The sequence below is a fragment of the Thermodesulfobacteriota bacterium genome (assembly GCA_035559815.1).
Taxonomy (GTDB): domain Bacteria; phylum Desulfobacterota_D; class UBA1144; order Nemesobacterales; family CSP1-2; genus DATMAT01.
On sequence record DATMAT010000012.1, the window covers coordinates 1 to 26,044 of the forward strand.

The following is a 26,044-nucleotide window of genomic DNA, read 5'->3' on the forward strand; positions in this document are numbered from 1 at the left end:
CCATGTAGCCTTTTTAGTACCGGTTCCGGCACCTGTCACCAAGTAGTTAGAGCCATAACAGACGCCGGAAACACATGAATAGGTAGTCCAGGTGCCTACCCTAGAAAAACCAGAGTCGGTATTGTCGATTATTATCGGGGCGCGATTCGCATCTGGAACTGCAGAATGATACGGATATAAGAAGACACAGATTAGACATAAGATCCATATTATGCGCTTTGCACACCCGATTATTATTTCTTTTTCTCGATACATGGGACCCCATCCTCATGTACGGAAGTTATAGAGAAAGACTTTAGTCATTCAAATGATAAGGTGTTTCGTCGCCCCTGGTCAACCTGGACTTTGGTATTATTAAGAGGAGAAAAAAGGTCTAATTGTAGAAATAGATTAAACCTCAAGGCTTAATCTATACTTGAGGAGTAGCTTCAAAGATCACACTCTCAGAAGAAGGCTAGTCCTATAGTGTCGTAAAAACACATGGTTGGATGACTTTCTAAGAGAATGGATGGACTAAGCGAACTAGCTAACTACTTCGATAACAAGAATGTGCCTTCTAGGGTATTCCAAGAGTCGTTGAATTCTTTTCCGGTAAAGACAAGCACGAAGTTCCTTCCATCTGCGCTCAGCCACTTGTTCGAGAAGTTCCAATAGAATGTGTTCGGTTCTATATTCGGGGCTCCAAATGCCATTTCATAAAGCACTGTTCTCCAAGGACCCCAGGGCTCGTCGGCTTCGAATATACCTATATTTCCTTTAGCTCTACTAACATGCTCGGTGACGAGAAAATACTTATCCAGGGGTTGATTATAGCTTACACTGGTCCTCATCACACCGTTGGGGTCCTGAAACACCGGCTTGCGGTTGTTAATATTAGACGTCCAGGTTGGATTTCCATTGTCATCCAAGCCAGAAAAAAACTCATACTCACCCTGATTTTCAATGGCGGCTATCGGTACCCTCATCAGAGTTATCTCGCCGGGGAACTGAACGTCCCATTGAAGTTGTTTAATATTGGGAGCGTAGATATAAACGAAATTGTCCCTAGCACCCTTATAATCCTGCCCAAACTGCAAAAAACAAGGAGCGAAGAAACCCAGATCAGCCTGTGTTCCTTGGTTAAACTCCACCCCGGTATACGTCCAGGTTGCACCACGATTGGTCGATTTATAAAGCCTGGAGAATTTAAAGGCGTCGCTGCCTGACCCATCGCCATTCCGCCACATGTATAGCGAGCCCCCGATTGAAATGATCCCTTCGCTTTTGCCCTCAAACTGAGCTGGGTTTTCTGCATTCTTCCCACCCCAGACATTAAACCCCTTGTAGTCGTTCTTAGACCCCTCTATTCGGGCAACACCTAGAGATACACGTCCGTCTTTATTGGTACCCCCAAAACCGCCGCCATCGCCCCAGACTGTATATTGATGACCATCATCTGCCCAGGTAATTGCCCAATTATCACTGCCTGGAGCCAGCCTTTTATGGGTTGACCAATCAAAGGAGATACCGGTAATTAGCAAACTCCGAGGATGAGGAGAACTAAACGATTCTGCTCCATCCCTGCCATCTCCACCGCAACCAATTATTACAAATAGAATGATACATAAACAAATATTCCTCATAATTCCCCCCTTAAAGATAACTATTAAATTTAATTATAACAGTGCATGTTCTTGTTTTCTAAATATTAAAGTACCTAATCGAACATTTCATTTGCTTTTCTGAGATAATAAGCTGAATCATCTCTTTCTGAGCATCAAAGACCTTACTCATCCCTACTCTGGAAGATCGATTACCCAATATATCCATTAGAGGCCTGAATAAGTAATTCTCCAAATTTCTCCAGAACGCACCACCAAGTCCAGGTAACTGACCGCTGCCGAGCGATCCTCCAAACCGTACTAGCACTAGCTCGAGGCTAGGAACCACCAGCAAAATCTGGTGTCCTCCACCAGCAGCGATAAAGGCATCATGGGGGAGAGAAGTTAGAGCACCATTTGAGTTCACCCACCAATAGAAACCGGGTTCGGGATGGCCTAATGGTATCTCAACCTCCGGTCCGCCGCCAAATGATGACAACGCTCTGTCGACCAATACCGGGTCTAAGAGTTGTTTTCCTTTCCATTCACCTCTATTCAGCATTAGCTGCCCTACTTTTGCTCCGGGATTGCTATAAGCATACCTAGAACCGGGAGGGAAAATTACGGGCGCTTTAGTAATGGCGATCGGAAATCGCTCAGACAGATTTCGCCAGTAGGTTCCTTTCCATTCCGTTAGTTCTTCTTTAGGTTTTCCTGGTTCATTCGCATCCTCGATTCCCGAAGTATGTGTGATCAGATGACGGATTGTTATATTAGATTTAAACGGGTGGTCCTTCCATGCAGGTATATAATTCCAAGCAGGATCATCTATAACGATTCGTCCATCTCCTAACACAAGGAGCAATAACATACTACCGGCAAGAACCTTTGCTAACGAAGCGGTCCCATGCAAAGTGTTCGGTCCGTAACCTGGCGCATACCACTCTAAAATGATCTTATCTTTCCTCACCAGCAATAAGGCTCTTGTTTTTCTGGCAATTAAATCGTCTTTGAATAGGTTAAGCCTTCGACCGTCAACCCCCATGCTTTCCGGCGTAGCCATCTCCCACTTCGTATTGGGACTGGTCCAAGGAAATGTTAGGTTGTACTTACTGAGGAATTTAGAAAATTTTTGGTATGTAGGAAAAAGATTAAAACCTATTATAAGAGCTATCACAAAGGCTAAAAAAGCTAGTATTGCCAGCGCAGTTGACATATTTACCCTCGATAAAAGGAAAAGACGCTTCATAGCAAGAAACTCCCATCCCGGGTATATTATATATTTTCATCCCTCAATCTTGCAATGAGATGATCCGCTAACCTGTGGGATAATGCGGTTATAGACAATGTAGGATGGGCTGCACCGCCTGTCACAAAAACCGCACTGCTTGCAACATAAAGATTTGGTGAATCATGAACACGGAGGTTCCGGTCCACGACGCTTCTTTTGGGATCATCACCCATACGACAGGTGCCAATGTGGTGATGCGACCAGGACATTGGCTCCTCCTGGACATCCCCGCCTCCAAGCTCAGAATAGATGCTCTTAACTAACGACCGGGCATGATCCATAGTCCTGATGTCATCATCCGAGAAACTGAGAGAAACGTCCAGCCCAGGGCTACCAAAATAATCTTTCAAATCCGAGGCGAGAGACACTAGGTTTTTGTCCATGGGGCGCATCTCCAATGTGGCCGCAATTTTCAGAATCCCTGGTGTCTTTGGCTCCCAGTAGAAAGCCAAAATCACACTTCCCATACCCTGCTTCTTAAACTGCTCGTAGAACTGATGGCTACGGCCCAACTGGAAGTGAGGGGGAGGTTTATCGTAGGTAATCTTTCCGCTAAAAATCAGATTCGGGTGCTCGGTAAAACAGCTCCCGACCAGATTATATCTATTACCTATACCCTCAGGAAATGTTTGCGAACGAGAAAGGAGAAGGAGACGGGTGCTTTCCAGGGCTCCGCAAGCGATTACATAAACACGCGCTCTTATCTGTCTGCTCTCCCCGTCCAGAGTTTTAACCACCACATTCACAATTCGACCGTCTGGATCAGGAACCAGTTCGGTAACCGTAACTCCGGATATTATTCTGGCGTTGGGAGATATGGATATATCCGGGAGTAAATCCCTAGCTGTCTTGACCGGTCCTTTCCCAAACCTTCCGGTAGATGTTGACGAGTAGTCAACCGTGATGCCCGCTTTTCTCATCAACGACTTCAGCGCAGCGATGTCTGTATCAGGGGGTAAAGGAAGGGCATTTTTCCTAGGGGGATGATAATTTGATAAATGTCCTCCCCGTACACGCAACGTCTTTTCTGCCCTCTCGTAATAAGGCTCGAGTTGGTCGTAGGTGATTGGCCAATGGGCGTCGTCAGGTGTATAAGCATTCTTCTCGAAATCTAAGGGGTGAAGCCGGGAGCACCTTCCGGTCCAGAGGTTCGATGCACCGCCCAAGGCACGTAACCGGGTCGCTACCACCGGGTACGTGACAGGACCTGAACTGCGGTAAACATCGAGCTTTTGGACCCGTGGATCAGAATGACTCAAATCCAGCCCCGACTCCAGAATTAGTATCTTAGAACCATTATGGGCTAAGCTCATAGCCAGCACCGACCCGGCTGGTCCAGAACCGATGATGCAAACGTCAAACTGACCGGATTGATTTAGGTCTTTTGGCGAATATAGGCGCAGGCTGGGACTGGGTAGATTGCCCGGTTTTTGTAATAACCTATTGTATAAGCCTGGGAATAATTCCCTTAACCGAGGGAACGAAAGCCAACTGGCAACTGCGGAGGCAGCACCAGCCAGGCCGATCAGAAAAGACCTGCGGCTAAGTTTACGCATTTCCGAGTTACGTCCTTTTTATTCTGAGAATAATACCGATGAAAAGGCTAAATAACTGAATATTGGAGGCCGATCCAAATAAACTTCTCGTGGACTTCAAGCCTGAATAAACCACTATTACCTTATTTCTCGCTTAAAACATCTTTTTTCAAGTCTGCAGATATCTGGGATAATTCTCCTTCTCCCTCATATCGTGGTATACGAAAATTAACCCCACTTACACAATACAATACAGCTCCGGGCAAAACAGACATAACCGCTATAATATGGCTTGAAATACCCAAAAGGAGCCCCTCAGACTTTGCTACGCCGATAAGCGCTAGAAAATATACGAAGGCACCCTCCTGAATTCCGATGCCATCGAAAGAAATAGGTAGACGCACTAGCACTAGCACTATAGGGATCAAGATGAAAAAGTATAAAAGTGGGACTTCAATGTTAAAGGCCAACGACAGCGAATAGGTCCACAAAAGCGGAAACAGGTTTTCTACCAAAGAAAGAAGCAGAAAAATACTCAAAGTAGTCCTATCGTCCTGAAAGCTTCTATACGATATGTAAACCTCTTTTAGCTTTTGAACTATTCTATATTTATGAATTCTTTCAAACCAGCGAAACAAAAAACCTAAACGGTTCAAAGCAGATTCGCTAAAAGAAAAATAAATTAAGAAAATAGATAAGACCAAAAGCACTAAAAACAACCAAAACAACTTCCATATACCTTCGAAAAAGTTTTGTCCGAATACAAAAATGCTCAGCACAATACTTATCAGGACAAAGATGAAAAGGGCTATAAAACCCAACGCTCTTTCTATAATGATTGAAGAAATAACGTTAGTTGCGCTATGTCCCTCTTTCGATACAGCATAAGCCCTGAGTGCATCTCCGCCAATCGTAGCGGGCAGAAATAATCCCAGGAAGGTAGAAATTAGATAGGTACCGGTGATATTTATTAGAGGAATCCTTATACCTTTTGCTTTCAGCAGAATGTTCCACTTGTAAGCCATAAGGACGCGGTCGCATAGGGCAATAAAATAAGCTAGTAGCACGTAAGTGAAATTACATCGCGAGACGATATCAGCGATTTCCCCGAGGTCGATTGTGTAAAGAAGAAAAAGGATCAAAACCACACTCAGAAATATTCTCAACCATAGAAATTTTCTACCGCCTTTTTTCGTCACCGCATGAGTATGACCATACTGACTCATATATCTTTTATCCTATTTTCTCTTCTTTGTATAAGCTATCTTGTACTCATCCATTCCCGAATCTGTAAATGTTGGTAGAAGGGCTAATCGATCGTTTTAACCACCTTGGCGGGTACTCCTACAGCTATTGATCGAGGGGGTATGCTCTTCGTAACAACCGCCCCAGCGCCGATAACCGCATAGTCTCCAATTTCTACCCCAGGCAATATTGTAACATTTGCCCCAACCCATACACCTTTCCCAATTACCACGGGTTTAAAGCTCGTTTCCAAATGTCCTCGGTAATCATGGTCCGTGGTAGTAATAAGACAGCAGGGACCGATTTGCGTATCTTCGCCGATCTCGATAGACCCATGGCCAAACAGCCGGCAGAAGCCGTTTATGGCAGCGCGGTCTCCGATTATTACCTTTCCTTCAGTACCAGCTCTAATATAAATGGCCTCCTTCAACAGACAGTCGTTACCGATGCGCACATTTGCGGAATTTATAATCTCGGTTTTTGGCTCGACTATCGTTCCTTTGCCTACGCAACGCTTCAGATAGCGATATTTAGCAGTTGTTAGGCCGATGCTCACCAGTCGAAGCAGTTCAGAAGGATTGCTCTTAACCACCTGAACAAAATATTTATATTTATCGAGCTTGTACATGATTTTGTTCTGACGGTAAGCCGGTAGGGTTAACCAGCTGCTCTTTCAGTCGCTCTCTAGTCCAACCTTCGATACCCATTCGATACCAAATCTCCGCATTGCATAATAGCCAGAGTCGATTGCCATGATCCACTTTTCTCTGTAGATGTTCTGCAAGCAGATGTCTTATTGGTTCTTCTCTTAAGTAGCCGTCATGAACTAGGTGAGAATCAGAGAGAAAAGTCTCAAAAAGTTTCTGAAATTCGTTTGCGAGCAAGTAAGGAAGAGCCGATGAAAACCCTTGTTTCTTCCTTTGCAACAACTCAATTGGCAAATATCTCCCCGCTAACCTTGTCTGGATATAGCGTAGCGTGTGGCCTCGCACTTTCAACGACGCCGGGATACGCGCAACAAATTCCGCCAGTTTATGATCCATGAAGGGGGAGCGAGCCTCAAGACCGTGGGCCATGGTGGTACGATCAAGTATCATCACAGAATGGTCGGGCAGGCGAACCATGCTATCAGCAAACAACATTTTATCCAAAGGCTCTGATGCATTGTCACAATCGAAGTAAGAACGAATGATTTCGAGCGGGTCAAATCCATCTAATCCATGGTGTAGCCGGTCGCCGTAGAGAATCTGACGGTATTCCTCCGTGAAGTAGAAATAACTCAAACTTTGGGCGTAGCGCAGTCCTCCTCGCAAGAAAGATAACTGATTTAACCACTTCAGCTTGTGACTCAAGCTCTTGTACCAAAAGCCATCGGGCATAAGACGTAGGACTCGGCTCATAACATGTCTACGAAGGGTTTCAGGTAATATTGCATAATACTCCACGTACCTGTTTCCGTAGTATCGATCATACCCTCCGAAAAGCTCATCGCCGCCGTCACCACCCAATACTACCTTCACTTCTCTGTGTGCCATCTCCGAGATGTAATACATACAAGCGGAGAGAGGATCAGAGGGTTCGTCCAAGTGCCAAATCAATTCCGGCAACACCTTGATCAACGAAGGGTAAATAGTCTCTTCAAAATGATCCGTATGATACTTCTTCGCGACCATTTGGGCAAAGGGCAGCTCGCTGTAATTCTCATAGGGAACACCCACAGAAAAGGTTTTTATAGGTTGCTTGGTCATTCTACTCATCATGGCTACAACCAGGCTTGAGTCCATCCCCCCGCTGAGAAACGCCCCTACTGGTACGTCGCTGATCATGTGGAGACGAATCGTCTCCAGCATTTTCTGCTCGAGCTCATCTAGCAGGTCATTTTCATTCTTGAAACGAAACTTGGGCTCATAACGCAAATCCCAGTAGCGTTTGATTATAATTTGTCCATCCTTAAATTTAAGCGTATGCGCAGGAGGCAGTTTATAGATAGAAGAGAACATGGTTCGCGGTGGAGCTATAATCCGCAGGGTCAAGTACTGATGGAGCGCTTCACAATTCATTTCCCTTAGCGACGGCTCAGCCACGAGAAGCGCTTTGATTTCCGATGCAAAGGCAAATCGGCCTCCCTGATGAGCATAGAAAAGCGGCTTCTGTCCAAGATGATCCCTAGCTAGAAAAAGCGAACGTTCCTTAGCATCCCAGATCGCAAACGCGAACATGCCGCGCAGTTCTTCTACGCAGCTTTCTCCCTTTTCTTCGTAAAGATGCAGTATAACTTCGGTATCGCTGTTAGTAGAAAAACGATGAGAATCTTTGAGACCTACACGAATTTCTTCATAGTTATAGATCTCGCCATTAAAAACAATCCAAAGGGAACCATCTTCATTAGTCATAGGCTGGTGCCCTCTACCGAGGTCGATAATAGAGAGTCTACGATGCCCCAAGCCGGTCATGGTATCGATATAGATGCCCTCATCGTCAGGACCTCGGTGACCAAGGATATCGGACATGGCCTTTATTTCCTCTCTGGTCACCCCTTGTGGATTTATCTTTCCACATATTCCACACATCTTATTATTTTTCTCCTATTAGTTTGAACCGCTTGCAATAGTCCTTTTCCTATACAACCGCCCAAATAGAATAAGAGGTATAATCAATATAACTTCAAGAGCTATGGCCACAAGATTGTGCGAGTCAACTATACCCCTAATCCATTCTACAGTAGATGCATGAGTGGCGCTGGCGTGGCGAACCCCCAAAAAAACGGATACAGGAGAGACAAAATAATCATCACTAAACGGCCAGAAAATGGGTATGCCAAAAGGCGGGCGCTCGGCATCCGGAGAGAAAAAATCTATGATCAGATGCGACAAATATGAGAAAAAACACAGGATAAACACTGAAGAGAATGACCACCGCTTGCTTATAGCTCTATATACGACGGTCGCGACAAGGCTGACAGTTAGAGCAAACCCAATGCTGTGGGTAATTCCCTGGTGATATAAGGCCGGCTTACCCTTGAGAATACCGGGTAAGAAATCAAAATCCGGGATGTTCGCCATAAACACACACAGTAGGATCAAACTAAGTTGTATGCGACTATTCCTCGGTGAAAGAAGACCATAAACGGCCAGACCAGCCAAGGAGTGACCTATCGGAGTGGCCATAACTAGACCTCCCATAAAATTGACCATTCATTGATGGAAACACCAAAACCCTGAATAGCAATTAGAATAAAATAAATAAGCCAATTTGGAGCAATGACGGAAAGGAAGACGCTTTTACCAACCGGGTGTAGATCAGACAGTTATTGTTCGCCTTACCTTTTCCTTTGCTCGAATAGCTTTATCAAATACATTTTCGTACATCAAGGCACACTTATCTATATAAAAGGCCTCGACTCTTTGCTTATTATTCTCGCCAATAGTCTTGCGAAGCGAGCGATTTTCGACGAGCAGTTGAAGCTGTTTTCTGAATAGATCTTGATCGTTCAGTGAAACCACATATCCGGTTTCTTGGTTTATTAAAAAGTCCGTCTGCCCGCCATGATCATAGCATACTATTGGAAGTCCACAGGCCATCGCTTCTAAGAAAACTAAGCCGAATCCTTCATGCTGGCTCGTAGAAACATATATATCGCAAATCTGCAGTATAGAGAATTTGTTAGATTCCTCAACATGACCAAAGAACAAAACTTGGTCGTCCAATAGCATCCTCTGGGTCTCTTTTTTAAGAAGATATTCCTGAGGCCCCGTCCCCAGAATCAGCAAACGCAACCTCTTATCTTTTAGAATATGTATCATCTGTATGAGCTGAGTTATAGCCTTACGAGCCACGAGCCGACCAACCGTAACCAATAGGACATCATCTTCTTTGAAACCATAATCTCTACGAAACGATGAGACAACCATTGGCTTACGTATTCCTAATGGAATTCGTATTCCTTCGATTTCCGGCGTATAAAAACGACGCATGTTATCCAGTGTATTGTTCGATTGTCCCACAACCATATCCGCTCGCCTCAGTAGACGTTTTACCCAAGGCCGAAGGAGTGGGTTACGATAGGGTGAAATTAGGTTGCTCGGATCATACAAATCACCTCCATGCAGCGAAAGCACATTTGGTATGCCGCTAAAACGAGATAAAGCGTCTCCCACCGGTCCAGTCGGAAGGACAAAATGTGTGTTGATGACATCAAATTGTGCAGACCTCAGAAGCTTCTCACCTACCCTGATCCCCATAGGAATAAACGCCAGCATGGAAAGCAGATTGGCTACAGCCTCCTTCCTCCTGAAGAACACCGGGGTTCTGATGATCCTTACTCCGTTCTCAACACTCTCCCGTGGCAAACCAAGCCCTTGAGAAGTCAGAACGGTTATCTCGTGACGCTTGGCCATCTCCTCCGCAAGAAGAGCGTTAACTACGCCACCACCTCCTCCTAACGGAGGATATTCGTAGTTGCAAAAAAGCACCCTCATCTACTTTTAGGATTCCTCAACACGATATCTGGCTAAAAACCTAACCACTAAGAATCCTGCTTAGATCACTTTCGGCAAACTGCTGCTATTTTTTTAGAGAATATTTTGTTTGACTTGCCATATAAAATGAAATTAAATCTAAAAAACAAGGCGTTCAATTTATCGAGTAAAAGGCCTACATAATTTAGCGGGTTATTATAAAATACGTAAAGGTTAAGTGGAAATACTCTTATCTCATGAAAATCTGAATATTCCAGAACCTGTCTGAGACTGTATTCGGTAAATGTATTGTAATGGTCAAAATTTTGGGCCAGTGCCTCGGCGCCAGTTATCGGATTTGCTCCATTCAGGGAATGGACTATTAAGATTCCACCATCCTTAAGGTTTTTTCTACATAATTTGAGGAACAACAATATTTCATCCTTGGTCAAATGATTTATCTCTTGTTCTCCAAAGATGACATCAAAGGGATTATGGTTGTTCTCCAAGAAATCGAAGGCTCTTTCCACTCGACAGTTAAGATTCTTTTCTTCCGCAAAATTTACTTTTTCTGCGTACGAGTCTATTCCTATAACATTCGTATATCCCTCCTGGTTCAACATATTGACGAAGTACCCAGGGCCACAGCTAATCACAAGTATGTCTACCTGTTTGTCAGCCGGTAAGTATTTTAGATAATTGCTTCTGTAAAACTTACCGAAAGTGGAGTAACCTTTTTCCACATCTTCTGGCCCTTCCCAAAAAGTGTCAAATTCCTCAATTTTAGCGGTTAAATCAAAACTGGATTTCATCATGCCCATCTCGCTTTTTTTCGGTTTCTCATTATTCTTTAACTTTAAAGACAGTCCCTTTTCCTTGTACCATTTGGCCGTCTCGAGTATTCCCTCCTTGAAACTAACTTTGGGCACGAATCCCAAGATATTTGCGGATTTTTCCGGAGAAAAAGTAAAACTCTTCTTGAAGAAGTCCATACGTCGTCTGTGAAGCGGGGGCTGTATACCAACCGGCCGCAATAACTTCTCTAGGATCGTGGCGACTATCAGTAACGGATGAAGAGGAATACGGAATTTGGGCACCTTTCTGCTTATTTGCCCCGCTATAGTCCTAACCATATCATCAGTGGTGATAGCTTCTTTGCCAGCAAGTACGAATATCTCTCCAATTGCTCCTTCAGTCGTGGCAGCTAATAATAGACCATCTATTAAATCGTCAATATATATCGGATGGTGCAAGTTTTTCCCGTTACCGAGCATCAGAAACATGTTTTTATTTATCGCTTTGAAGAGTTTCATTAGCCTACGGTCTCCGGGTCCGTAAGTCTCAGGAATACGAACAACAACCACATGGAGTTTTTCTTTGAAGGAGAGCACAAGCCTTTCTCCCTCCAGTTTTGTTATTCCATATATATTATCCGGTTTACAAGGAGAATTTTCATCAATCATACCCTCAGGGGATCCATAAACACCTATCGTGCTGCCATGGACAAAGCGCTTTACCCCAGCGTTCAATGAGGCTTCCAGCATATTCTTGGTCCCGGTAACATTCACATCCCAGAACCTCTGATCGGGTATGTTCATTTCATGCTGTGCCGCGGCAAGATGAAACACTATATCGGCCCCCTTCACTAGCTCCAGCAGTGACTTTCTGTCCGTAACCGATGTCAAAATTACTTCAGCGCCTTTTTGTTCAATTAACTTTCTGTTCTCCGATTCCGCAGGAGTGTTTTCTTGTCCTAAAACCCTGACGGAGTACCCCTGTTCAACACACCTTAGAGCCAACCTAGAACCGATGAATCCTGTTCCGCCGGTAATTAATACTCTCATTCAACGATATCTCCGTTATGTAACTATAAAACCATTATCGCAAATCATCCTTAGTAATGTATCTCCGATTGGTGACCCGTTAACCCTTGGGTTAACACCGTGAGTAACTTTTCCCCACTGAGTAGACAAAGTATTAAACCACGAATCATGACAAACAAGCTTTACAACATAAATAATACAATGCAACTGGCTTGAAATCTTGACGTTTAAAATTCCGGAAACCTAGTCTTAACCTCGCTTAGTTCCCTCTGAACTCGACCTTCATCCCATCCCAGCTCTGCCGCCATAAGATAAGCACACCTTTGCAGGGCAGCTTCTCCGGGATGCTCTCCCGTAGCCAGGTCGGTTCGCCTGAAAATAACGTCCCCAAGTTTTTGCGCCATCTCTTCCCGAACAGCATGCACCACCTCCGCCTCAATCACTGTTGACTCACCCAGGGTCTCCGACCAAGCTGGGTTTTGGTCGATGTATTTGAGCACATCGGTATAGGCAGAGCCGTAATTATGGATTAGGGCAGGTATAAGCCTGGGATTCAAGGCTTTCGGACAGGATTCCACGGCCATACGGAGATATTCATCAAAGCATTCTATTTGACCCCCATGGACAGGTGTTACCGCCGTGGCCGATGCTCGAGCCCTCTTTCCTAACTTTTTGAAAACCATATCCAACGCCTTCTCCGCAATACCCCTAGCCGTTGTATAACGCACCCCGATCAGCGTAATCAAGCCTTCAACATTGCTGTCTTTTGCGTGATCAACTATGAGCGATCGTTTACCAAAGCTTAAGTCAGCCGCATTTTGTCTGCTATCACCAAATAGAATAAGCCCGGCATTCCAAATCGAAACGTCATTGGGGGTAAGCTCAAGCCTTGGATAAGCCTCATTAACTTCGTCGATAAATTTTTGAACTTCCTGACCAGTTAAAACAAACTTATCCGGGGCATCGTTAAAAACCTTATGCCAGACCCCGATGAGCGTGTAGTCGCGCCAAGGAGCAATAAAGAGATGTCGATTGCCCCTGCTGAGTAAGGCGTCTGGGTCTCTGGTTTTAGCAGGCACGGCCAGCGCGTACTTCTCACTTAGAAGTTTACGCCTGACTACAAAGCAGGCATCTCTGGAAAATGAGGGCTCTGGCGTCAAACCAAACCCCATAGAGTGTTTCAACAACCAGTTAGCCCAAGGGCCGGCGGCATTAATTACCACCTTGCCCCTGATCTCAAAGGTATTTCCATTGAGTGTGTCTTCCACCCTGACACCGGTTATCCGATTGTCGGTACTGATGAAGTCCGTCACCTGCACATAATTAGCTACATCGGCACCGGCGTCAACAGCGGACCGGAGAAATGAGATGGCCAATCGTGTTGGATTATACATCTGACCGTCATAAAAAATCGCTGCACCGGTCAAGCCTTCACGATTTAAACCCGGGAATATATCCAAGCACTCCTCTCTGGAAATAAACCTGCCCCTGGGTATATGCCGTCCCGGATCATTGACTCCTCGGTTCCGGTCAAAGGTGAGAAGATCATACAGAAGTAAACCAATGTTTAATATTTCTTTGCCCTGTAAGCCGTGACCATAAGTTGGCATGACTATTGGAAGAGGACGCACAAGGTGAGGAGCGATGCGCAGGAGCGTAGTTCGTTCTTTGCAGGATTCGCGTACCCGTTTGATATCGGCGTGCTGAAGGTATCGTATTCCCCCATGCACAATCTTGAATGAATTTGCCGAGGTTGCGCCAGCAAAATCACCTTTTTCTACCAGCGCAACGGATAAACCCCGCGACGCAGCCTCCCAAGCAGCGCAAATACCGAAGATTCCTCCCCCCACTACAACCATATCGTAAGAACTTCTCGATAACTGAACCAAGTCTCTTTTCATCAGTCCCTAATAAATAAGCTGTTTTGCAAATATTCAAAAAAGGCAGTGTCAAAACTTCAGCCTTCGGCCAGCGTCTACTAATTTCCAACATTAAAAGGGATTGAGTGATGGAATGACTCTGTACCCGGATTCAAGCTTTGGGAAATAATATATCCTTAAAATATCTGATTGTTTCAGACAAACCCTTTTCGATGCTGACCTTGGGTTCCCAGCCGAGAAGGGTCATAGCTTTGGTGATATCAGGCCTTCGAACCCGGGGGTCATCCACGGGCAATGGCTTAAACTCAATTTTGCTTCTACTTTTTGTCAAGCCCAGAATCATGTTGGCGATATCGAGAACCGTAAGTTCAATTGGGTTTCCAATGTTTACCGGATAGTGTATCGAATTCTGTCCATCACTTGAATTCCCTGGTCCAGGGTTATCCGGTTCCGCGAATAAAAGCCTAACTATTCCCTCAACCATGTCCGATATATAGCAAAAACTCCGGGTTTGTTTCCCGTCACCGTACACAGTCAAAGGCTCTTCCCTCAAAGCCTGGACTATAAAGTTCGAGACAACCCTTCCATCGTTTGGCCTCATATGCGGTCCATAGGTGTTGAATATCCTCACTATCCTGGTATCTAAGCCATGATACCTATGATAGGCCATGGTAATAGCCTCTGCAAAGCGTTTAGCTTCATCATAAACCCCTCTCGGGCCTACCGGATTAACGTTTCCCCAATAGTGCTCGGGTTGTGGGTTTACCAGCGGATCTCCATAGGCTTCCGATGTGCTTGCCAGTAGATATCTTGCCCCTTTAGATTTGGCCAGCCCAAGGGTTTTATGCGTACCCAAAGCACCTACTTTCAGAGTCTGTATTGGGAATTCCAGGTAATCTATGGGGCTTGCCGGGGAGGCAAAATGGAGTACGGCATCTACATGTCCATCGATATGAATAAAATTGGTTACATCATAATTTATGAATTTAAACCGTTCGTTTCCCATTAAACTAGCCACGTTATCAGCGTTTCCAGTAATAAGATTATCGATGCAAACTACCTGGTGACCCATTTCTACCAGTTTGTAACACAAATGGCATCCCAGAAAGCCGGACCCGCCGGTAACCACGATTCTCCAAGGTTCGTTTAATCTCGTATGCTCCATATGAATTCCCAGTGTTTTTTGTTATCTAATACATAACCTAACTTACAACATTTCCTATTCCAACTCCGTAATATTGAAATCCCATGATCTCCAACCTCTTGGGATTATAAAGGTTCCTACCATCGAATATCACCGACGACTTCATGAGCTTCTTCATTTTTTCAAAATCGGGTTGTCTATATTCATTCCATTCCGTGTGAATAACTAGGGCATCCGCTCCAGAACAAACATCATAATTTGACCTAGCATATTCGACTCTATCCCCCAAATATTCTCTGGCCTTTTCCATTGCTACTGGGTCATGCACATGAACCTCCGCCCCAAAAGATAGCAGCTTATCTATGACAAAAAGTGATGGGGCCTCCCTCAGGTCATCCGTTTTTGGCTTAAAAGAAAGTCCCCAGATCCCTAATTTCTTCCCCTTTAACTCTCCCTTAAAATGCATTTTTATCTTTCTCCAGAACACCTCCCTCTGCATCATATTAACCTCGTCCGTTACCCTGCATATTTTAAGGTCATAATCAAGTTTCTCCGCAGTCTTAATCAGTGCTTTGACATCTTTGGGAAAACAAGATCCGCCATATCCAACACCAGGGAAAAGAAAAGAATTTCCTATTCGGGCATCTGAACCTATTATTACTCTTATCTCCGAGGCATCCGCTCCTAACAGCTCACAGAGATTTGCTATCTCGTTCATGAAGGAAATCCTGCTCGCAAGCATGGCGTTTGCTGCATACTTGGCTAACTCCGAAGATCTTATACTCACACTAATAACCGGGTTACTTGTCCTGATGAATGGAGAATATAGTTCTTTGAGAACTGCAGCGACAGATGCCTTGTCCGTCCCAATTACAACCCGGTCCGGCTTCATAAAATCCTCGACGGCGGCCCCTTCTTTCAGAAACTCAGGGTTTGAAGCTACGTCAAATTCAATATCGGTTACCCCTCTTATAACATCACGAACCTTTTCTGTCGTTCCTACAGGAACAGTGCTCTTGGTGACGATGATTTTGTAATCATTCAAGCTCTCTCCTATTACTCGTGCCACTTCTAATACCGCACCTATATCTGCAGAGCCATCGCCATTTGGTGGAGTACCAACTGCAATAAATACAATGAAGGATTTTTGTATAGCCTCTTTGATGTCAGTAGTAAAACTCAAACGGCCTTCCTTTGCATTCCTCCTGACTAGCTCTTCGAGACCGGGTTCATAAAAGGGGACGCTACCCCGGACTAGACTTTTGATCTTTTCCTCATCGATATCAACACATGTCACATTATTCCCGCTTTCCGCGAAGCAGGCCCCCGTCACCAACCCTACATACCCGGTTCCTATTATACCGATATTCATTATGCATCCCTCCTACTGCCTTGAATTTAACTTAATATTGAGCAAAACTAATGCCACAATCATAAAGAACTTTACACTGCGTTATATTCAACTGAATAAAAATTATCACGGTTTCTCCGCTAAATTCAAAGCTCCGCACCTTCACTTACATAGCTGAAATACTGCGGAGCGGTATCTTAAGGTGAATAATTAAAGAAGTAATATACCCCGGATAATTATCAATTGGACTTTAGTTAGGTAAATCATCCAGAAAAGTTTTAAATTGGTGATTATGTAATACCTTAGGCTTACATATTTAAAATGAACAGTCAAAAGTATTAATTATATACTAATCCCCTCTAATAATCCCCTTTAATCACTCGACGGTGACGCTCTTAGCTAGGTTTCTCGGCTGGTCTATATCGCACCCTCTTTTTCTGGCCATAAAATAAGCAAAAAGCTGAAGGGGTATCGTATAGAGAACAGGAGTAAGAAAATCATTAGTTTTGGGCAAGTAAAAAACATGGTCTATTTTCTGTCCGATTTCACCACAATCTTCATCGGTTATGGCAATGACTTTAGCGTCTCTGGCTTTTACTTCCTCTATGTTGCTTAACATCTTCTCATAAACAGAATTACGAGGAACAAGAGCAATCACAACCATATCTTTATCAACAAGAGCGATAGGTCCATGCTTCATCTCACCGCCGGCGTAGCCTTCTGCATGGAGGTATGATATTTCCTTCAATTTGAGTGCCCCTTCCAAAGCGATAGGATACACAATTCCCCTTCCCAGAAAGAAAAAGTCCCGTTTTTCCCAGTAAAGATCGGCAAGTCTTTTAATCTCTTGTTCCCTATCGAGTATTGCCTCAATTTTTTTGGGAATAGTAGTTAACTCCTCCGCCATCGTAGAAAAACCATCATGGGATATCAAATCCTTTGCCCTTCCCAAGCGAATTGCCAGTAGATATAAGGCGACTAGTTGGGACGTAAAAGCCTTCGTGGATGCTACTCCGATCTCCGGTCCGGCATGGGTGTATATTACGCCGTCTGCTTCTCTTGTGGCACTACTTCCTACAACATTGCATATTGTGAGAATACGCGAGCCTTCTTCCTTGGCCTTTCTTATTGCTCCGATCGTATCTGCAGTTTCCCCAGACTGGGTTATACCGATAGTTAAGGTATTGTGGTCGACAAAAGGAGCTCTGTACCTAAATTCTGAGGCCAAGTCCACTTCCACCGGTATACGGGCTAGGGTTTCAATCATAAATTTCCCAACCAGTGAGGCGTGCCAAGAAGTCCCGCACGATACAATGTGAATCCTAGATATCTTCTTAAGTCCTTCCGGGGATAAATTAGCTTCTTCCAGAATCATGTCTGCTTCATCTGTTACTAATCTCCCGGCATAGGTACTTTTAACAGCTTGGGGTTGTTCGTGAATCTCCTTTAGCATGAAGTGAGGATAGCCATTTTTTTCGGCAAGCTCTAAGTCCCATGGTATTTCATAAATTCTTTTTTCCCTTTGTTCGCCGCTAGACATATCTATTATCTCAGTTCCATCTTCACGAAGAACTACCAATTCATTATCATTAACAAATATGGCATTCTTGGTAATGTTCAGGATAGCTGGTATATCCGACGCAACCATCCATTCTTTCTCTCCATGTCCGATTATTAGAGGGCTACCCTTCCTCGCTGCGATAATGCTGTCCGGGTCAATACTACTTATAACTGCGATGGCATAAGTTCCCTCTATCTCACTTAACGCCCTCCTTACCGCCTCAGATAAATTACCATTGTCCAGGTACCTTTCGATAAGATGAGCAATAACCTCAGTATCCGTCTCCGACCTAAAAATGTGACCTTCAGAAATCAGCACCTTCTTCAATAGAGCATAATTCTCGATAATGCCGTTATGCACGACCATAAGTCTGCCGTGGCAATCCGAATGTGGGTGTGAATTTATCTCCGTAGGCTTTCCATGCGTGGCCCAACGGGTATGGCCAATTCCAATGTGGCTTTTATAGCCTTGATTTCCGAGAGCGGATTCGAGGTTAGACAACTTCCCCACGGTTTTCTTCAAAACAATATTGCCATTCTCGTAAAAAGCCATTCCTGCTGAGTCATATCCTCTGTACTCCAGCCTTCTGAGTCCGCTTAGGAGTATTTGTACAGCATCGTTGTTTCCTATATAGCCAACTATTCCGCACACTTCAACTTACCTCCAGCGAAACAGGTCTCGCAAAACTACCTACAAGCCTTGAACTACTGGTATAGAATTACTTACGGGATGAGAAAATTTAGAAATGACCTTGGCCATGATTTTTCTTTCAATCCAAGCTTCACCATTAGTTAAAGCTCTAATCGACCTAATCAACTCAGATGCACTGGCAGTTTTAAGTATATATCCCAAAGACCCCGCACATATAGCTTCTATAATCCTATCCTCATCGTACCTTTCAACTAGTAAAAGTACTATTAAAGCGGGTGTTTTTTCCCTTATCAACCGCAACGTGCCCAGCAAATCCAAATAAGGCATATCTAGGTCTAAAATCAAAAGGTCGGCTTTGATTTTACTAAGGATAAGTTTTTCAATATCTCTAGCCCTGGAGAGTTGAGCCACTATTTCTAAGTCGTCCTCAGAAGTTAGTATGTTAGAAAGAGCTTCTCGATCTAAAGCATACTCGCACGCTAAAATTATCCTTCTGTAATCCGGCATTTCTTCTCCCTAGAGCCTGAATAAGCAGGTTTTATCCCAGCTTTAACCGACATAGGATTGAGAATTGGCAATATGAACCTTGTAGATATTAACCCGAGAATTAAACCAATGATTCGTGATATATTCATAAGCTCCCGCGTTTCACTTACAGTGAATTCTGACCTCAGTCCAAACTTAGATATATTTATCTCACTGTCATATGACCAAATCAATTGGACTTTAGTTGAATTGATTATAAAAAAAGAAGTATGATCAATGGTACACTATATAACTTTGGTTTGAAAAACTATATAACTATAGTCGGTAATTAACGATCACCTTTTCCAAAAGCGCTGGTCTGTATTGGAATCTGGTAAGCCGACTTGACCAGCAGTTTATCAACACCTACTTCGATGTTCTAGAAACTAGGGGGCATGGGAGGATGAACTACCAAAACACGCCATCGGACGGTCGCAAACTAGCTTACAAATCCGTTTCTAAAACCATACAGTATAAGCTCTGACCTATTCTTAACAGAAAGCTTCTTAAAAATCTTGTATAGGTGGAACTTAACCGTTTTCTCGCTCAGATACAGATCCTTAGCTATATCTCTGTTGCTAAGACCGTTCAATACTAACTTCACAATTTTAGCCTCAGTCTCGGTAAGGTCATAAATTGGGCTTTTCCTCTTTCTACCTTTACCCTTGGGAGAAGAAGAAAAAGCCTCTAACACTTTTAGCATCATTTTTCTCTCCACCCAAAGTTCCCCGTCGTGCACCGACTTGATGGCTTTAGTGAGGTGCTTAGACTCAGTATTTTTTAGTATATATCCCCTTACGCCCGACCGAATAGCGCTTATTAGCGTGTTTTCGTTATAATCATTATCGACAATCAAAACCACTTTAGCGTTTTTATTCTTCTTCAATAACTGAAGGATCTTGGTGAGGTTTAACCCCTTAAGATCGACGTCAAGGAGTAAAATATCAAACTTGCAATCTTCACATGATTGAACCAAATCTAGTAGATTCGAAACCCTATCTACAATTTCTATATTTTTATCGTCTTCGATTATCTTTGATATGCCCTCCCTCAGTAGAGGATAATAACAAGCCACCACTACCTTTATAATGTCGCTATCTTTATCGATATAATCCGAGTTTTTAACTTTCATGTTTTATCTCCCTTGGTTCAAAACACCTAGGGTTCCCTAGAGTGGTTCTATGTCTAAAACATCAACTTCTATCGAAACTGACCTCTTTATTAGGTCTATGGAAATTATGAGCGTATGCCTGGCCGACTTCTTCTTATCCACTATTTTACCTACTATGCCCTGTAACGGTCCTCTTTTTATTAGGACGTCTCTTCCCACATCCAAATAAGGATAAGGATCATACTTTAGTTTGTTTTGAACCACCTTAATCACAGCTTCAATCTGCTCTGTCGGGACCGGCACTGGAGTACCATTACATCCAACCAGCCTCAAAACACCCTTAGTATACATTACATTTTGAATATCACTCAGACCCACTCTCACAAATAGGTAAGACGGGAAAAGGGGAATATTTATTATCTTCTTGCGGTCTTTCCATTGCGAAAGAACTTCCCTCAACGGCAGAAACACATTAATACCTCTATTTTTCAGCGACACCTCGGCAACTTTTTCGTGACGGCTTTTAGTATGTACAGCATACCATTTTGGTTCATCGCATATATCAGTGAGTGTGAGCGCCCCTTCTGGCAACATATTGTAATCCAACCTCCCTTAGTGATAAGTAATTTCTAACTTTTATCTTAATTAAAATGCAAAACCAAACAAAAGTCAACAGACTTTAGTTAGTTTGAGAATTAGACTAAAGTTATACTCGGGCTACTTCAGGTTCCTGGTCTTAAAAATCTTCCCAGGCATCTGCACTATTAGCCCCTTAAGCTCCAAAGATAAAAGCACGGAAAGTGCTCTTGCCGAATCAATGCCGGCTAGTTGTGTAATTTTGTCAATATGAAGAGGCTTATCTTTTATTACCGAACATATCAACCCCTCTTCCCTACTCAGTTCAGAGAAGTGAGCGTCACTTTCTTTCGATGATTGGTGTGTTGGGAGTCTTCTTAAAGACTCTATCTCAACCAATATGTCTTCGACGGACTCAACCAATTTAGCGCCCCTTTTTATAAGTTTATTAGTTCCTTGGCTCAGCTTAGTCCCAATGTTTCCGGGAACCGCAAATACCTCTCTATTCTGTTCAATGGCAAAAGTAGCAGTGATTAGAGAACCACTCTTATCCGAAGCCTGAATAACGGCAACACCCAAAGATAGGCCACTTATTATTCTATTTCTCTTGGGGAAATTCAAGGAATCAGGAGTAGCTCCAATAGGTAATTCCGATATAACTGCCCCTTGTTTTGATATAGCATCGTATAGTCTCTTATTTTCAGGAGGGTAGATAACGTCCAGACCTGAACCTAAAACAGATAAAGTCCTTCCCCCTCTTTTCAATGCCCCAGCATGAGCTATTGAATCGATCCCGCGGGCCATTCCACTCACGATGGTAACCCCCCTAGCAGCCAGCTCTTCCGCCAGGTTATCAGTAACAAATCTCCCGTATCTATCCGGAACCCTAGTTCCAACGATAGCTATCGCCATATCATCCCCTGGCAAGATATCTCCCTTTACGTAGAGAAACGGTGGAGGATTATAAATGTTAAAAAGGTTTGGGGGATACTTTGAATCAGTCAAAGGTATGAGCTTGAAACCTAGATTCTTAATTTTTGAGACTTCGTTCTCGGCCCTATCCCATTCCCTGAAATTTCTGATAGCCCGTATTGTCTTTTCCCCTATCCCATCTACCGTCTGAAGTTCAGCCGGCTTAGCCTCAAAAACATTCCCAGGTGTCCCAAATTTCAGGACAAGATTCTTGAATAGAACTTCACCTACATTGGGTACTAGCCTGAGCGCAATCCAATATTTCAGGTCATCCATCGCAACGATGATTCAACTTAAATGGCACGGAGTCAAGACATTGCTAGGTTTGCCGTTTAAACAGTCTTCCTTGATATGTGTCTCTCTTCTCCAGTTCCATTTCGATTCCGCGCATTATATCGTTATGGGATTTATTCCAAAGAGGAGCTATAAGAAGATCTTTGGGGGTATCGGTAAAGAGCCTTTCCACTACAATTTGGGGTGATAATCGCTCAAGAAAACGAGAGATAAAATCGAGATACTCTTCATAACTAAAGAGACGAAACGGCCTTTTGGAGTACATTCCAGCTAACGCTGTATTTTTGATTATGTGCAAGTTATGAATCTTGATAAAATCTATGTCTAGTTTTGAGACCTCGCCGGCAGTCCTGATCATCTCATCTTCACTCTCGGTCGGCAAACCAAGTATTATGTGTGCACCTATGTATATTCCTCGGTCTTTAGTCAGTCCAATCGCATCGATTACCGATTGATAATCATGCCCCCGGTTCATAAAGCGTAGGCTTTTATCGTACACCGACTCGATTCCATATTCCAATGTTATAAAAAAATCCCTGGCTAGATTCTCCAACAGCTCAATCTTTTCTCGGTCTATACAGTCTGACCTGGTACCTATGGTCAGTCCTACAACGTCATCATGCTTGAGCGCTTCACAGTAAAGCTTTTCTAGTCTATCAACACTAGTATAAGTGTTTGTATAAGCCTGAAAGTAAATTATGAATTTCTGGGCCTTGAATCTTCTTCGCAGATATTCCATCCCCGTTTCAATCTGATAGTCCATTGAAAAACGGCTTCGTGCATAAGGGGGAACAAAGCTTTCGTTGTTGCAATAAATACATCCCCCTCGTGCTACCTTACCGTCCCTATTTGGACAGGTAAAGCCCATGTCCACCGAGACTTTCTGAACCCGACAACCGAATCTCTCTTTTAGATAATTGCTATAAGAGTTATAACGCCTCTTCATAAATTCTATGCCAACTGCACAGATAAAATACAACCGATGAGTAGCTCCAAAGAATTCGTAAAATTCAAATGACACTTAGCATTCCTATATTCATACTGAAAAATGGTAATTAGATGTTCTAGTTTTTTCTTCTGGTATCTACGCTCTCATTCCCAGAAGGTGTTTTCCCTTTGTCCAACTTTAAAATCCCCGAATACTTCTTCATACGGTCAGAAAAACCAAGATAGGAGATGTAGCAATAAGATATCCTACCTTGCTAATAAATGGCAATAAGCACTATTTTTCTCAGCTAAATAAGATGGGGATTACCGAATTGCAGGGTTAATCTTTTCGTGCCGGGGTAAGACCGGTCTTTCCATCAAAGAAGCTTTTATTCTTCTCTATAAACTGTTTCCACTTATCCGGAAGCTCATCCTCGTGATATATTGCATCTACAGGGCATGGGTCAACACAAGCACCGCAATCTATGCACTCATCCGGATGAATAAAAAGTTGGTCCTCTCCTTCGTATATGCAGTCCACGGGGCAAGCTTCTACACAGGCCTTATCCTTCACACCTATGCACGGCTCTGCAATTATATAGGCCATACTTAAAGCACCTCCTGGAGTCAGTAATGATAAAAATACATAATGCCAGCCTTAGATGCAAGTAACCGCTAATAGGGTTTCTTCTAACCCTTATATCTCTTTTAATCGAGAATTACAGTATGTATTTTATTTAATTGTCGCTTTATTTACTCTCCGAATCGGGTTCCTGAATCTTATCTTGCTTTTGAGGTACGTCCGATTCTTTAATTCCTTCCGGCTTGGTAGAAGTAGCCTCGGAAGGATTCTGCATATCTCCCCTGGACTCGGCCTCGGATTTCTGCTCGACTGATACGGGTGTCTGCTCCTTGACCACCGACGACTTGATGCCTTGTGTAGAAAAATAGCCAAGAGTCAACGAAGAAATAATGAAAAGAACCGCAAGGACCCTAGTTACCTTGGTGAGAAATGGAACTGCACCGCTTGCACCAAAAATCGATTCGGTTGTTCCACCAAATACCGATCCGATATCCCCTTTACCAGGCTGAAGAAGCACGGTTATGATGAGAAGTATGCTCACAAGAATGTGAATAGCCTTCACCACACTAAAGATTATGTCCACTTTACTCTCCTGCTATTTGAACTATTTTTGCAAAAGAATCCGCCCTAAGGCTTGCCCCCCCTACCAAAGCCCCATCAGTGTTTTCTACTGCTAGGATCTCCCCTATGTTATCCGGGTTGACGCTACCGCCATAAAGAATTCTTACCTCGCCTGCAATCTCCCCGAGAATTCTGCCCAATATCTCACGAATAACTCCATGAACATGCTCTATCTCCTCCGGAGTGGCATTATTCCCGGTCCCTATTGCCCAAACCGGTTCATAAGCAATCACAAGCTCATCCGAATCGATAAATCCTATACCATAAAGCGCATTTCCTATTTGTCTCTCGATGACTTCTATAGTATTCCCTTGTTCCTTCTCCAGTATATTCTCACCAACGCAAACTATGGGAATAAGACCAGCCTCGAGGGACATCTTAATCTTCCTTTGCACCATTTCATCAGTCTCATTCAGCAGGTTTCGCCTCTCCGAATGACCAATTATTACCCATCTACATCCAATATCGGTGAGCATGTAAGGCGAAATTTCGCCAGTAAAAGCACCCCAGGCCTCCCAGAATACATTTTGCGCACCTAGTTCCATGGGCGTCTCTCGGATTACTCGACCCACTACATCGAGAGAGATATATGGGGCAGCCAACACCACATCCACTCGACCTAATAAATCAGAAAGCAGTTCGACCATATTTTCTGCCAGTGCCATTGCCTCCCTTCTTCGCATGTTCATCTTCCAGTTGGCAACTATTAGCTTTTTCCTCATTTGAACTTTCTTTCTAGAGCTTCTAGAGCTGGGAGTCTTTTGCCCTGGATAAACTCTAAAGCAGCCTTACCACCCCTCGACAGGAACGAAATTTTATCTTCATAACCCGTTTTTTTTATTGCCATAATTGTGTCCCACCCCACCGCCACACTGAAAGCACCGGAGGCGGCTATGGCCTTTGCTACGGCTGCGGTTCCCTTCGCAAATTCATCATTTTCGTAAATTCCTACTGGCCCATTCCAGAATATCGTCTTCGCCTTGAGAATTCTAGAAGTAAACGAATCTAGTGTATTCGGCCCCAAGTCAACGACAGTAGCATCTCCTGGAACTATATTCCCTGACATTATAAAAGAATTAGAGTAACTCTTCAAATCACCTTCTATTAGAACTAGGTCATCTGGAAGAACTAACCTTATATTACGCGCTGAGGCCGAAGAAACCAGCTTAGCCGCACTATACAAAGCTATTTGATCGGTAACCGACTTTCCGAGCTGCCTTCCCAAAGCCTTCAGGAAGGTATTAGACACCGCTCCACCGATTAGAATTGTATCTAACCTATCCAGCATGCTCTCCATTATGGGAATTTTTTCCGGAGCGCTTCGGCCACCAAATACGGCAACAAATGGACGAGAGAAGTTATAGACAAGACGTCCTAAATTTTCAATCTCCTTTTTAAACTCAAGCCCGACGCAAGCAGTTTGAAAAAAGTCCAGAATACCAACAACCGAGGCATGGGATCGATGCGACATAGAGAAGGCTTCGTTCACATAAATATCTGCAACCCCGGCGAGTTTCTTGGCAAATCGGGGGTCGTTTTCCTCTTCCCCCTTATGAAACCGGAGATTTTCCAGCAGCATGACGCTGCCCGGAGGCATATCTGTGGCCACCTTCTTCACCGCATCTCCTACACTATCTTCCGGGAAAAACACCTCCCCGTCGAGAATCTCCGATAGTTTTCTTCCCACCAGTTCTAGCGATAGTTTTGGATTTGGTCTTCCTCCGGGCCTTCCCAAGTGCGAGGCTATTATTACCCTAGCCTTCTCCCTTAGGGCGTGTCGTATAGTAGGAAGCGCTGCCCGTATTCTGGCCTCATCCAAATACCCCCCTTCTTTTGTCAGGTGAACGTTGAAATCAACCCTAATGAATAAGCGTTTTTCCTTGATATCTACTTCGTCTATGGAGATCAGGTTCATTT

Annotated in this window: 23 protein-coding genes; all 23 read right to left on the reverse strand. The window is 43.8% G+C overall.

Going from position 1 to position 26,044, the window contains the following annotated elements; genetic code table 11:
• On the reverse strand, positions 1–255 hold a 255-nt coding region (locus VNN20_02550), incomplete at its 3' end, for a hypothetical protein (protein HWP91062.1).
• Positions 256–530: 275 nt separating this feature from the next.
• Positions 531–1,622: a DUF4185 domain-containing protein gene (locus tag VNN20_02555; protein HWP91063.1), complete on the reverse strand. Its 1,092-nt coding sequence runs from the start codon at positions 1,620–1,622 to the stop codon at positions 531–533.
• Positions 1,623–1,680: 58 nt separating this feature from the next.
• On the reverse strand, positions 1,681–2,829 hold the full coding sequence (locus VNN20_02560) for a serine hydrolase domain-containing protein (GenBank protein HWP91064.1): 1,149 nt from the start codon (positions 2,827–2,829) through the stop codon (positions 1,681–1,683).
• Between the two features lie 26 nt (positions 2,830–2,855).
• A complete protein-coding gene (locus VNN20_02565; protein ID HWP91065.1) occupies positions 2,856–4,427 on the reverse strand; it encodes a GMC family oxidoreductase in 1,572 nt (523 codons plus the stop codon).
• 122 nt (positions 4,428–4,549) lie between these two features.
• Positions 4,550–5,632 (reverse strand): lysylphosphatidylglycerol synthase transmembrane domain-containing protein, encoded by a 1,083-nt coding sequence (locus VNN20_02570; protein HWP91066.1) that lies wholly within the window; start codon positions 5,630–5,632, stop codon positions 4,550–4,552.
• Positions 5,633–5,715: 83 nt separating this feature from the next.
• Positions 5,716–6,279, reverse strand: a complete 564-nt coding sequence (locus tag VNN20_02575; protein HWP91067.1) for an acyltransferase — start codon at positions 6,277–6,279, stop codon at positions 5,716–5,718.
• A complete protein-coding gene (gene asnB / locus VNN20_02580; protein ID HWP91068.1) occupies positions 6,263–8,221 on the reverse strand; it encodes an asparagine synthase (glutamine-hydrolyzing) in 1,959 nt (652 codons plus the stop codon). Before asnB ends, VNN20_02575 begins: the two co-directional genes overlap by 17 nt.
• A gap of 18 nt (positions 8,222–8,239) precedes the next feature.
• On the reverse strand, positions 8,240–8,818 hold the full coding sequence (locus VNN20_02585) for a metal-dependent hydrolase (GenBank protein HWP91069.1): 579 nt from the start codon (positions 8,816–8,818) through the stop codon (positions 8,240–8,242).
• 132 nt (positions 8,819–8,950) lie between these two features.
• Positions 8,951–10,129: a glycosyltransferase family 4 protein gene (locus VNN20_02590; GenBank protein ID HWP91070.1), complete on the reverse strand. Its 1,179-nt coding sequence runs from the start codon at positions 10,127–10,129 to the stop codon at positions 8,951–8,953.
• A 65-nt stretch (positions 10,130–10,194) separates the two neighbouring features.
• Positions 10,195–11,952 carry an NAD-dependent epimerase/dehydratase family protein gene (locus VNN20_02595; protein HWP91071.1) on the reverse strand — a complete coding sequence of 586 codons (1,758 nt, stop codon included), beginning with the start codon at positions 11,950–11,952 and terminating at the stop codon, positions 10,195–10,197.
• 206 nt (positions 11,953–12,158) lie between these two features.
• Positions 12,159–13,832: a glycerol-3-phosphate dehydrogenase/oxidase gene (locus VNN20_02600; GenBank protein ID HWP91072.1), complete on the reverse strand. Its 1,674-nt coding sequence runs from the start codon at positions 13,830–13,832 to the stop codon at positions 12,159–12,161.
• Between the two features lie 130 nt (positions 13,833–13,962).
• Positions 13,963–14,976, reverse strand: a complete 1,014-nt coding sequence (locus VNN20_02605; protein HWP91073.1) for a UDP-glucuronic acid decarboxylase family protein — start codon at positions 14,974–14,976, stop codon at positions 13,963–13,965.
• Between the two features lie 37 nt (positions 14,977–15,013).
• A complete protein-coding gene (locus VNN20_02610) occupies positions 15,014–16,327 on the reverse strand; it encodes a UDP-glucose/GDP-mannose dehydrogenase family protein (protein HWP91074.1) in 1,314 nt (437 codons plus the stop codon).
• A gap of 355 nt (positions 16,328–16,682) precedes the next feature.
• Positions 16,683–18,518 (reverse strand): glutamine--fructose-6-phosphate transaminase (isomerizing), encoded by a 1,836-nt coding sequence (glmS, locus tag VNN20_02615; protein HWP91075.1) that lies wholly within the window; start codon positions 18,516–18,518, stop codon positions 16,683–16,685.
• Between the two features lie 39 nt (positions 18,519–18,557).
• A complete protein-coding gene (locus VNN20_02620) occupies positions 18,558–19,025 on the reverse strand; it encodes a response regulator transcription factor (GenBank protein HWP91076.1) in 468 nt (155 codons plus the stop codon).
• A gap of 457 nt (positions 19,026–19,482) precedes the next feature.
• Entirely contained in the window at positions 19,483–20,175 is a 693-nt protein-coding gene (locus tag VNN20_02625; GenBank protein HWP91077.1) for a response regulator transcription factor, read from the reverse strand.
• Positions 20,176–20,211: 36 nt separating this feature from the next.
• Entirely contained in the window at positions 20,212–20,748 is a 537-nt protein-coding gene (locus VNN20_02630; GenBank protein ID HWP91078.1) for a UpxY family transcription antiterminator, read from the reverse strand.
• A 123-nt stretch (positions 20,749–20,871) separates the two neighbouring features.
• Positions 20,872–21,978 carry a DNA-processing protein DprA gene (dprA, locus tag VNN20_02635; protein ID HWP91079.1) on the reverse strand — a complete coding sequence of 369 codons (1,107 nt, stop codon included), beginning with the start codon at positions 21,976–21,978 and terminating at the stop codon, positions 20,872–20,874.
• 43 nt (positions 21,979–22,021) lie between these two features.
• Positions 22,022–22,942 carry a TIGR01212 family radical SAM protein gene (locus VNN20_02640; protein ID HWP91080.1) on the reverse strand — a complete coding sequence of 307 codons (921 nt, stop codon included), beginning with the start codon at positions 22,940–22,942 and terminating at the stop codon, positions 22,022–22,024.
• Between the two features lie 321 nt (positions 22,943–23,263).
• Positions 23,264–23,530, reverse strand: coding sequence for a ferredoxin (gene fdxA, locus VNN20_02645; protein HWP91081.1), 267 nt, complete (start codon positions 23,528–23,530; stop codon positions 23,264–23,266).
• Between the two features lie 142 nt (positions 23,531–23,672).
• On the reverse strand, positions 23,673–24,089 hold the full coding sequence (gene secG, locus VNN20_02650; GenBank protein ID HWP91082.1) for a preprotein translocase subunit SecG: 417 nt from the start codon (positions 24,087–24,089) through the stop codon (positions 23,673–23,675).
• A 1-nt stretch (position 24,090) separates the two neighbouring features.
• Complete coding sequence (gene tpiA / locus VNN20_02655) at positions 24,091–24,849, reverse strand: triose-phosphate isomerase (GenBank protein HWP91083.1); 759 nt, start codon at positions 24,847–24,849, stop codon at positions 24,091–24,093.
• Positions 24,846–26,042 carry a phosphoglycerate kinase gene (locus VNN20_02660; GenBank protein HWP91084.1) on the reverse strand — a complete coding sequence of 399 codons (1,197 nt, stop codon included), beginning with the start codon at positions 26,040–26,042 and terminating at the stop codon, positions 24,846–24,848. Before VNN20_02660 ends, tpiA begins: the two co-directional genes overlap by 4 nt.
• Between the last annotated feature and the right edge of the window lie 2 nt (positions 26,043–26,044).

Bases quoted from the DNA above. Each gene is read 5' to 3' on its own strand.
- VNN20_02595 (HWP91071.1), bottom strand. From the start codon at position 11,952: ATGAGAGTATTAATTACCGGCGGAACAGGATTCATCGGTTCTAGGTTG.
- VNN20_02625 (HWP91077.1), bottom strand. From the start codon at position 20,175: ATGAAAGTTAAAAACTCGGATTATATCGATAAAGATAGCGACATTATA.
- VNN20_02570 (HWP91066.1), bottom strand. From the start codon at position 5,632: ATGAGTCAGTATGGTCATACTCATGCGGTGACGAAAAAAGGCGGTAGA.
- tpiA (HWP91083.1), bottom strand. From the start codon at position 24,849: ATGAGGAAAAAGCTAATAGTTGCCAACTGGAAGATGAACATGCGAAGA.
- VNN20_02555 (HWP91063.1), bottom strand. From the start codon at position 1,622: ATGAGGAATATTTGTTTATGTATCATTCTATTTGTAATAATTGGTTGC.
- VNN20_02585 (HWP91069.1), bottom strand. From the start codon at position 8,818: ATGGCCACTCCGATAGGTCACTCCTTGGCTGGTCTGGCCGTTTATGGT.
- VNN20_02610 (HWP91074.1), bottom strand. From the start codon at position 16,327: ATGAATATCGGTATAATAGGAACCGGGTATGTAGGGTTGGTGACGGGG.
- VNN20_02630 (HWP91078.1), bottom strand. From the start codon at position 20,748: ATGTTGCCAGAAGGGGCGCTCACACTCACTGATATATGCGATGAACCA.
- VNN20_02620 (HWP91076.1), bottom strand. From the start codon at position 19,025: ATGCCGGATTACAGAAGGATAATTTTAGCGTGCGAGTATGCTTTAGAT.
- fdxA (HWP91081.1), bottom strand. From the start codon at position 23,530: ATGGCCTATATAATTGCAGAGCCGTGCATAGGTGTGAAGGATAAGGCC.
- VNN20_02660 (HWP91084.1), bottom strand. From the start codon at position 26,042: ATGAACCTGATCTCCATAGACGAAGTAGATATCAAGGAAAAACGCTTA.
- VNN20_02575 (HWP91067.1), bottom strand. From the start codon at position 6,279: ATGTACAAGCTCGATAAATATAAATATTTTGTTCAGGTGGTTAAGAGC.
- VNN20_02640 (HWP91080.1), bottom strand. From the start codon at position 22,942: ATGAAGAGGCGTTATAACTCTTATAGCAATTATCTAAAAGAGAGATTC.
- VNN20_02600 (HWP91072.1), bottom strand. From the start codon at position 13,832: ATGAAAAGAGACTTGGTTCAGTTATCGAGAAGTTCTTACGATATGGTT.
- VNN20_02590 (HWP91070.1), bottom strand. From the start codon at position 10,129: ATGAGGGTGCTTTTTTGCAACTACGAATATCCTCCGTTAGGAGGAGGT.
- dprA (HWP91079.1), bottom strand. From the start codon at position 21,978: ATGGATGACCTGAAATATTGGATTGCGCTCAGGCTAGTACCCAATGTA.
- VNN20_02605 (HWP91073.1), bottom strand. From the start codon at position 14,976: ATGGAGCATACGAGATTAAACGAACCTTGGAGAATCGTGGTTACCGGC.
- VNN20_02560 (HWP91064.1), bottom strand. From the start codon at position 2,829: ATGAAGCGTCTTTTCCTTTTATCGAGGGTAAATATGTCAACTGCGCTG.
- asnB (HWP91068.1), bottom strand. From the start codon at position 8,221: ATGTGTGGAATATGTGGAAAGATAAATCCACAAGGGGTGACCAGAGAG.
- VNN20_02565 (HWP91065.1), bottom strand. From the start codon at position 4,427: ATGCGTAAACTTAGCCGCAGGTCTTTTCTGATCGGCCTGGCTGGTGCT.